7 protein-coding genes are annotated in these 9,037 nt (G+C 37.8%); 1 reads left to right on the top strand and 6 read right to left on the bottom strand.

The features are described 5' to 3' along the window. Positions 1-173: 173 nt before the first annotated feature. The 5 genes from ACN0T8_RS13620 to ACN0T8_RS13600 form a co-directional block, all read right to left on the bottom strand. Positions 174-3,128 carry a CRISPR-associated endonuclease Cas3'' gene (locus tag ACN0T8_RS13620; RefSeq protein ID WP_417881170.1) on the bottom strand — a complete coding sequence of 985 codons (2,955 nt, stop codon included), beginning with the start codon at positions 3,126-3,128 and terminating at the stop codon, positions 174-176. Continuing rightward, positions 3,125-4,102: a type I-F CRISPR-associated endonuclease Cas1f gene (gene cas1f, locus ACN0T8_RS13615; RefSeq protein WP_417881169.1), complete on the bottom strand. Its 978-nt coding sequence runs from the start codon at positions 4,100-4,102 to the stop codon at positions 3,125-3,127. The genes ACN0T8_RS13620 and cas1f overlap by 4 nt, the downstream gene beginning before the upstream one ends. A gap of 110 nt (positions 4,103-4,212) precedes the next feature. Next, positions 4,213-5,046, bottom strand: coding sequence for a WYL domain-containing protein (locus ACN0T8_RS13610; protein WP_417881168.1), 834 nt, complete (start codon positions 5,044-5,046; stop codon positions 4,213-4,215). A 98-nt stretch (positions 5,047-5,144) separates the two neighbouring features. Next, complete coding sequence (locus ACN0T8_RS13605) at positions 5,145-6,359, bottom strand: sensor histidine kinase (protein ID WP_417881167.1); 1,215 nt, start codon at positions 6,357-6,359, stop codon at positions 5,145-5,147. Further along, a complete protein-coding gene (locus ACN0T8_RS13600; protein ID WP_417881166.1) occupies positions 6,352-7,023 on the bottom strand; it encodes a response regulator transcription factor in 672 nt (223 codons plus the stop codon). Before ACN0T8_RS13600 ends, ACN0T8_RS13605 begins: the two co-directional genes overlap by 8 nt. A gap of 122 nt (positions 7,024-7,145) precedes the next feature. Between ACN0T8_RS13600 and ACN0T8_RS13595 the strand changes: the two genes are divergently transcribed. Next, entirely contained in the window at positions 7,146-8,468 is a 1,323-nt protein-coding gene (locus ACN0T8_RS13595) for a DUF5666 domain-containing protein (protein ID WP_417881165.1), read from the top strand. A 102-nt stretch (positions 8,469-8,570) separates the two neighbouring features. Here ACN0T8_RS13595 and ACN0T8_RS13590 read toward each other — a convergent pair whose 3' ends face one another. Continuing rightward, positions 8,571-8,966, bottom strand: coding sequence for a DUF1090 domain-containing protein (locus ACN0T8_RS13590; protein ID WP_417881164.1), 396 nt, complete (start codon positions 8,964-8,966; stop codon positions 8,571-8,573). Positions 8,967-9,037 lie beyond the last annotated feature (71 nt).

Below are 9,037 nucleotides of genomic sequence, written 5' to 3'. Positions count from 1 at the left end.
ACCGCCATGTTAGAGGCAGTATTAAGTGTTGGCTTTAGTCAGGTGGCGAAAAATTAGACACTCATGCGGTTGCCCTGCCATTCCAGTTCACTACGCCATGACCTAACGCGACAATCTTAAAATCGACACTTTTAATTCCTGTTACTTTTTCCATGTATTTTTCCCTTCTTCGTTTATGATTGAATAATTTTGCTGAATGGCATTGCACCAATTACTTGTTTGGTGCCTTTTAAGTAATAAATAGCAGATTCGTCATTTTTGTTTTCACCTAATTTTGATAGTAAATCTGATGGTGTATAACTTAAGTAAATTGGAAACTGAGGATCTACTGCAGCCCCTTCTAAAACCTGCTTACGCAAGCCAATATTTTTAGCGGTAATCCCTTTACTTGGGCTAGTTTCATCTATTTGGTGGTGCTTTTTGGCTACGTAATCAATGATCCCTGCGTTGCGCAGCAAATTCAGGGATTCTGTATAACAATTTGAAAAGTCACTATCCGTCTCTTGCCAATCAACTGCGTACTCATTAGTAATCGTAAAGTTATCGAAGCTTTCAATATCCATCACAACCATTTGCACAAAGCGACTATCACCCCGTAGCGATGATTTTTTCAATTTCTTTTTATCACTGGCTTTTCGTTTTTTTATAAAGCGAATTGGGTCATGTACTTTTGCAACAATAACTTTGACACTTTCTTTTAATGCCGCAAACAAATCTTGCCTTACCGCTTCTTGCCCTTGATTAGATTGATAAAAGGATTCATAAAGCTGATAAATCTCATTAATAGTTAAAGGTTGTTCTGGTAAGTTCTTTTGTAAAAACTCATACCACGCATAGGCGCTTCGATAGCTATTACTACCATTTAAAAAGCGAGCACAATTACAGGTGATTTTTCCATTGGATTCCGGAATAACTTTCGGTATAGCAACCGTATATTGATTAATAGACCGACTCTCACTAAAACGGTCTAAACGCCCTAAGCGCTGCAAAAAGTTTTCCGCCGTTGTAAATTCACTCGTCATTTGAGAGCAGGTAATATTAAGTGCAGCTTGCACTATCGGACCACTTCGTAGTACATCGAATTCCCTACTCCCTTTCGCTTTAAAACTTTCATACACTTTGCTGAAAATGGCTTGCTTATCTTTTGTTTTAAATTTTCCATGAAACACAATCGCATTTTCAATCGTTTGGTTTTTAATAAAAGCTTGCTGAGCTAATGTTGCTGTATTACTTATAACAATGGTGTTTTTCGGTTGTACTTTAAATAGAGGATTATTTTGATCTTGTTGTGCTTCATCAAACAATTCGAAATTTATTTGATATTGGCTTTGATTAAAACTCTGTATCGACTTGATGTCTTGTTTATCTATTTCTAAAATATTTTCAATAAAGCTATAATTAGGTGTTGCTGAAACAAGTAATGTATTGGCACGACTCCCCATTAATTTTTTCGCTTGCACCAACTCGGCAAACAATAAGTTAAATGCAGGCATGGGGATATATTCGTGAAATTCATCAAATACAATATGACTATTTAAAAAATCGGTAAGTACCGTCACATTGGTATGCGTAGTAATACTATTAATGATTTGATCGATCGTCGTTAATACAATATCGCCTGAAAATTCTTTCCCTTGTAAGGTGGATTCTTGTTCACCTTGATTATTAATATACTTAAACTCCCCTGTACAAATTTCAATTTTTCCAGATGGTAGATATTCATCACTTATCAGATCTTGGTAAAGTCCTTCACATACTTGCACGCGTGGACAAATCCAAATGATCTTCTTAGCCTCGCTTAATTTCGCCCATTCCAAAGCAATTTTTGTTTTGCCACAACCTGCAGGGCCGTTAAGTACCGCAACATGCTCTACGTCTAGTAACGATTTAGCTGTAACCGCTTGTTCGCTATTTCGTTTACTATTTGGGTATTTTTGCTCAAAACCAGCTAAACAATCTTGTATTTGCTGGGCTAAGTTACTCTCCTGTTTGAGTGTTTTCTCAACCAATAAATTCAACGTGCCAGTTGCTATGTAATTACTCAACTCTTCTGAACTTAATGCAGAAATTTGACGATCAGCACTTATCACACAAGATCTTAAAATATCAGTTTTACTATTAAAACTAATGTCATCAATATAAGGTTTAAACGATCCTTCACATTCGTATTGTTTATAATATGGTAATTCTGTTTTACGGAATCCTGAGGTTAGGTCTTCACTATATTTAATTGAGCATTTTTTAAAGTCAGCACTTAAATTCGATTGAGTATAATTTATTTGGATATCTACTACATCGTGTAGTAACAATTCTGCATGTGCTACTAACTCTTGTATACCTTTATCTTTATATATAACATTCAGTTTACGATGCACATCATTAATCTTTATATATTCATCTTTACGAATTGGCTTGGCATGATGCCAAAAAACCGTGTGCTCAATATATTCAACTAACCCTTTATTTGGGAGCACAGCCTCAAGCCCTATAAACTGACATAGCCATAACGAAATCTCATTGTGTCTAGGATGTTTTTCAAAAGAAAACTTAGCAGCGTCGATATGCACCCCATCATCTTGTAGTTCTACTAATTGCTGTTTATTTTTATTGATCTCTTTTTCAAGCCAAGCTCGGTATTCAGGGTCTAATTTACCAATATCATGTAAAGATCCACTTACAAAAGCGGCTTGCCTTAAGCTTGATTGCTCACTGCCGAATAACTGCTCAATTAATAGTGCTGCTACAGTGCCGACAGCAAATAGATGCTCTGAAAGTAACTGTTTTTGTGTATTTGCATAAACTACTTCTGACATGATTTTTGTTTCATCCATTTTTATATCATTCACTTCGGTGTAATTTACTGGCACCACACCCTCTAGATTAAACTTACTTTTATTTCCCACTACCCACAAAAACTGGCTTCTTGATCTGGAACGAATCCAATGGCAACTAACCGCAGTACTCCGACTGGCTGTTTTTCTTAGCATCCTTTTAACAGTTTGTAGGCCATCTTCAGTAATAACAGTTTGCCAAGTGTTGTCGCCAATTCTATTTGCGAAAGCATCCAACACTCGGCGGGTTTTCTTGAGGGCGTTCTTCTCGCATTGAGAAACAAAGGTCACCATCATAACGATTGCTCCTCTTGCTCTTCGGGTAGTGCAATCGCTTTTACAGTATTAAACATATATTCAAGCGATTTATTATCGGTGAAGGCTTGTAAAACTTGCTGGCGAAACTCTTGTTGGCTATCGCCTTCTTTGGCACAAATAAATGCCCAAGGTAAAACAACTGCATCTTTGATGAGATCAGCAACATCGAACACTAAGGCTCCACGGCGAGTCTTACCATGCATGACAGCAAAACCATGTGGTATTCCAAGCACCCATAAAGTAGTCGCGGCTAATCCATAAGCTAAGTAATTACCATGGTTCAAAAAATCATTCGCAAGGTCTGTAGATTGGTGTTGACGTTTAAAGTTAGTTTGCTTAGTAGCATTTGCAGCATAACGGTATAAACGCTTAGTCAGTTGAGCTTCGGTGAGTAATAGCTCTTGCTGTTTGGTTGCTTCATCTGTGCGAGTATAAAAATCGTCAAGAAAAGCTTGAATTTGTTTATCGTCAAAATCAAAGCCTTCCATTTTTAATTCACGATTGTTCTGCCACGTCTTTTGTAAATAATGAATACGAGCCAGTTGAAACTGCTTGGCTGCGGCAAGCCTTTTGTCACTATCAAACCAAAAACCCAACCAACCTTGTAAATATTCAGTCGGTCGATATTCACTTTGAGGCGTTAACCACTCTATGGGTTGTTCAGCATCGTTCGCCATATAAAGAGGGCTTCCGCCACCACCAGAAAACCCAACTAATACTCCCGCCTGTGCCAGCATTCTCATTGCAGCTTGAGTAATAGAAGTACCATTACCTAGAAGTAAAACGGTGGTATTTGCGATTGGAATATTGAAATATAGGTTTTCTTTTGAGCTTTCTGTTAAATATAAAACTCGCCCATCTTTTTGCATCACTCGACAATATTCTAAATAAAATATATTGGCGCGTTTTGAATGCAAAATGGCTTTCAAATCTGATGGGCTAAAATCATCCATAATATTCATCCTCAATTTCACTATGGATAACTTAGCAAAACCTTTGCTTCATTCAATCCTGTCTATTTACCCATGTAAACTTACTTTACACTCTTACTGCTTTTTCTCTTTTAATCGTATAGCCAAGGCTCAATTTCCTTTTGATTATGTAAAATAAGTTGTTGTGCTTCCGGTACTTTATGCCAATGCCCATAGTTTATTTGCATTGCTTTTAATACATAGCTGACTAATGCCGCTTTGGTTTTGATGACTAATTGCCCATCGTCCATGTTGTAATCTTTCATTAGGATTTGCTGCTGCATGGAATTAAGTCTTGGATCAGGAGCAAGAATAATCTCAACTTCCGTATTCCATGCATTATCATCTAATGAGGAAACATGAGATGTCCCAAGGACTTCGGGCTCACTATAAAATCGAGTTAATACTAGGTCTCTAAAACCTTGGGATTTTTCACAATATCCACGTACATGCCATCGAATACCAGTGTAAACAAAGGTATGAGGATGAAAAATGCGTCCATCTTTTTCTGGGTGAGAAATTGAAACGTAGTCGACTTCAAGTTTTTGTTTTTCTCGTATTGCTTGAACTAAACGACGAATGACCAGTGGTAATACATTACGAACCGGAAGCTCAATTTGGTAAGCGTCTGATTGAATATGACTATGTTTAAGGAAATTTAAGTTACGACTATGCAGCCAGCTAAGGTATTCATCGGCATTCTTGGAGATTAAAAAAGGAGAAAACGCTTCTACGCCTGATGTATGTAAATAGTTAGATTCAAGTTTAATCGGTTGGTATTGCTGGCTATATAAATGAATATCTTTACTCACTTGCTGTCGAGTAATGTTGAACTGCTCGGTAATTTGTTTTTTGGTAAAACCCCCTTCCCAATAAAGCAATAACTCCATAAATTGAAAACGTATTCTCTGCTGCCCAGGCTTCATAACCCCTCCGAAATGATGAAGATTGAGAATACGCTATCTTGTGAAATTTATTTTAGGCGTAGATCTAAATTTGTTGAGGTCACATTTACCCCCTCCTCTTACCCAAACACCACTCTCGCCTTAAATAATTTACCGTTATTTTCGGTATTAAATTGCCAGTTCATTCGGTTGCATACTCGTTCGATAATGACCAAACCGCAGCCGTAACCGGAATTGTGCATGTCGTTGCCATCATGTTGATTTGTGATAATTAAGCTTTTATCTGTTAATTCCACGACGATATCGCCAATGCTATAACTAAAGGCATTCTTTAATAAATTCGTCATCACAATATCAATAAAGCTTGATGGTGCATCGATCGTACCCGGATTGACTTCCTTGAATTGATAGGTGGCATCTTGCGTTGAGAAATACTCAGACATATTTTCTAGCACTGTATATATATGCTCAGAAAGAGGCTCACGGCTAATATGGTGCGCTTCAATGTCTTCTTTACCTAGTAGCAGAAATGCCTCCGTTAAGATCTGCATTTGGTTACCGGCATACTCAATACGATTAACGGCTTTAGTTGCTACGCGAGGCATATCAGGCACTTTACGCAGTAACTCGGTCGACCCTTTGATCACCATAATGGGGGTACGCAGCTCATGTGAAGCAAAGCGACTGAATTCTTGTTCACGCTGAAAATAAGAGGCAATTTTGGCTTTATTATCTAGTAATGTGTATTCAATACTTCGGGTTTCTTTATACGGCGTATCGACCACAAAATCTGGCTTATCAGGGGCCATTGAATCAATTTTACTTTCAATCTGAATCAATGGACGTGAAAATAAGCGAACGAAATATAAGCCATAAGCCATTACCGCCATTAAGAAAACCGCACCAACCAAAAAGGTAATAAGGTGAAGGTTATCTTCGTATTCATCTAGATAATCATCGGCATCATCTTGGAAAACCACGTATAACCAACCGCTACCTGATGGGTGTTTGGTGACTAAAAAGTGTTTATCTTCTGGGCCGAGTTGCACTTCAAAAAAACCGGGAGTTTGATAAGGTTCTAACCAGTCTGGGTGTTCTTCTTTTGACCAATAAGTATCGAGTTCTTGCGGATCTGGTTGAGCTGCTTTGAAACCATAACGTCGATAATTTTTTAAATATTCTTGAGTTTCAGTGGTTAATCGATGTTCAAGACTGATCATTTCTAATCGGTCTTGAGCAAAATAAATCAGTCCCCCAAATAGCAAGAACATCACGCTAGTCAGCACGATAAAGGTTAAGCGTATTTTCTTAAAAAAACTGGGCGCGTTAGTCATCTTTTAATCGATATCCTTGACCATGTAGAGTTTCCAATCGAGTTGAATCAAAGCCTTTATCAAGCGCACTTCTCAAACCATAAATATGACTACGTAATGAATCACTTGATGGGCTTTCTTCTCCCCACACTTCAGAAATTACCGCCTCTTTTGAAACTACCCCTGGTGCGTTTTTAAGGAGTAATTTGAAGATCGTACGTTGGATTTTACTTAATTTAATTGGCTGACCAGAACGGGTAACTTCATTGGTTTGTAAGTTCATCGATAGATCGGCAAAACTTAAATTACCGACATCGAGTCTAGGCCCACGGCGATGTAACGCATGCAAGCGTAAGCATAATTCTTCCATGGCAAAAGGCTTATTTAAGAAGTCATCACCACCTGAATTAAACGCTTCAATTTTATCGTTCAAAGTATCTTTAGCAGTTAAAAACAAAATCGGTGTATTACAGAATAATTCTTCACGCAGCTTTTTCACCGCGCTGATTCCGTCCATTTTCGGCATCATGATGTCCATAATAATCACATCATAATGGTTCTCTTCAATAAGCTTTAATGCACTCTCTCCGTGATAAGCACAGTCAGCGACGATACCTTCAAGCTCTAAATAGTCCATTATCGTTTCAACAACACTATGCGTATCATCCACAATTAACACTTTCATGACTTTATAGACCTTCCTCTGACTTTGTGTGTTTTTTCTTCACGTTTTCTTTACGTTTGGCCAATTAAGATACCTGTAAATCAACGACTCCTACAATACAAATATAAAAATTAAGGTTTATTATGAAAAAGACAATTTTATGCTTATCGGTTGCAGCGCTACTTTCAGCTTGTGGTGGTAGCGGTAGTGATAACAATTCATCAGATAATGCTAATTCTTACTCATCTCCGGAAAAGTTAACCGGAACAGTAACAGAAGTTTCAGAGAGCAAAATTACCGTAAATGGCTTTGAACTTGATGCTTCTAACGCTGAAGTGGAATATGACGAAACACGACTAAACTTAACCGATATTCAAAAAGGCATGCGTGTTGATGTTGAAACTAACCGTAACGGTGTAGCGACAGAAATCGAACTCGATCCTAGCCTAGTCGGTGAAATAACGGCTGTAAACGCTGATACGATTACTGTAAATGGTACAGATATTCCGACAACAACAAGCACACGAACTTACTCATCTGCCCCTCACTATCAAGTTGGTGACTGGGTTTTAGTAGATGGTTACATTGATAACAGTGGCCAATGGCAGGTTATTGGTATTTATGACGCTGCTTTCATTCACAATGGTGAAGCCGAAATTGAAGGTCCAATCTCATCACTTAATACTACAAACCAAACCTTTTACATCGGTCAAACCTTGATTTCTTATGCTGGCGCTATAGAGATAGATGACGATGCTCCATTATCTAACGGACTATGGGTTGAAGTTGAAGGTCATTTTGTAAACACTCAATTTAATGCCATTGAAATTGAAATCGAAGATGATAACCAATACAGCGGTGCTGAATTAGAAGGTATTATCACTTGGGTGAACAATGAACAAACATCGTTCGAACTCAATGGCCGTACTAGCATTACGATCACTAATAGCACTGTATTTGATGATGGCATGCAATCTGACCTTATTGAAGGTGCACATATTGAGGTAGAGCTTGTAAATGGTACGTCAGGTCTAGAAGCGACTGAAATTGAATTTGAAGATGGCTCCGGCTCTCAAACTCAATCTAGTGTTAAGTTTGCACTATCTGGCACAGCAACGTTAATCGATGATACTAGTTTCTCAATTAATGGTTATAAATTTATTACTGATAGCCGTACTCAATTCGAAGATCGCTTAAACATGGCAAGCATTAATAACGCAAACATTGAAATTGAAGGTGTAGAATCTACCGATGCTAGTGGCAATATCATTTACTTAGTCAAAGAAGTGGAAGAGCTAGAAACTAACGATAACGAAATCGACCTAGAAGGTTCTATTGAGAATGACAGTCTTTGGGGATATACCAATATCAATGGATCATTTGGTAATAACGGCTCTCGTACTGATGTTGAATGTACTTTAATCAACCTAAACACCGAGGTCTCTAACTGTCGCGTAGATGACTAATCTTATTATTACAAAAGATAGCTAAACTAAAATGGCGCATAGGCATTAATCCAAGCGCCATTTTCTATTGAAACTTATTAATATATACCGATCATAAGAGCTTTACAGCTTTTGCAATTCAGCCTTTAATTGTTCAAGCTCCTGCTTATCTTCAGCAATTTTTTGTTTGTATTTTTCGACTTTATCAAGCTCTTGGTCTTGAATCGCTTCCGCTAAATCATCTTGATGCTCTGCCAAGTCATCCATTACATCATCGATGTCGTCTTGCAAGTCGTCTTTCAAGCCATCTACTGTACAATGATCTTTCACTTCCGTTAACGCTTTTTGTAAACCTGCTTCTTTATTTGAATTGTTGTGCTGTTTAGCGAATTCCATTTGCTTTTCAATCTGACAAACTTTTGCCTCACAACCAGACAAGCCACTACACTCTTGTGCCGCGACAGAACCAAAAGACATTAACACAGCAAAAACTGACATTGCGACAGTAATAGGTTTCATAATTGCATCCATAAAAAGTATGAAAAGAAGCTAACTATAGCTCAGAGTCATTGTCGATTGACATCAAAATA

The sequence above is a fragment of the Vibrio sp. genome (assembly GCF_048266485.1).
Taxonomy (GTDB): Bacteria; Pseudomonadota; Gammaproteobacteria; order Enterobacterales; family Vibrionaceae; genus Vibrio.
The sequence above is the reverse complement of the archived record's forward strand: the minus strand, read 5'-3'. Positions and strand labels throughout refer to the sequence as shown.

Excerpts from the sequence above, each read along its gene's own strand:
- ACN0T8_RS13605 (WP_417881167.1), bottom strand. The coding sequence starts at position 6,359 with ATGACTAACGCGCCCAGTTTTTTTAAGAAAATACGCTTAACCTTTATC.
- ACN0T8_RS13600 (WP_417881166.1), bottom strand. The coding sequence starts at position 7,023 with ATGAAAGTGTTAATTGTGGATGATACGCATAGTGTTGTTGAAACGATA.
- ACN0T8_RS13610 (WP_417881168.1), bottom strand. The coding sequence starts at position 5,046 with ATGAAGCCTGGGCAGCAGAGAATACGTTTTCAATTTATGGAGTTATTG.
- ACN0T8_RS13590 (WP_417881164.1), bottom strand. The coding sequence starts at position 8,966 with ATGAAACCTATTACTGTCGCAATGTCAGTTTTTGCTGTGTTAATGTCT.
- ACN0T8_RS13595 (WP_417881165.1), top strand. The coding sequence starts at position 7,146 with ATGAAAAAGACAATTTTATGCTTATCGGTTGCAGCGCTACTTTCAGCT.
- ACN0T8_RS13620 (WP_417881170.1), bottom strand. The coding sequence starts at position 3,128 with ATGATGGTGACCTTTGTTTCTCAATGCGAGAAGAACGCCCTCAAGAAA.
- cas1f (WP_417881169.1), bottom strand. The coding sequence starts at position 4,102 with ATGGATGATTTTAGCCCATCAGATTTGAAAGCCATTTTGCATTCAAAA.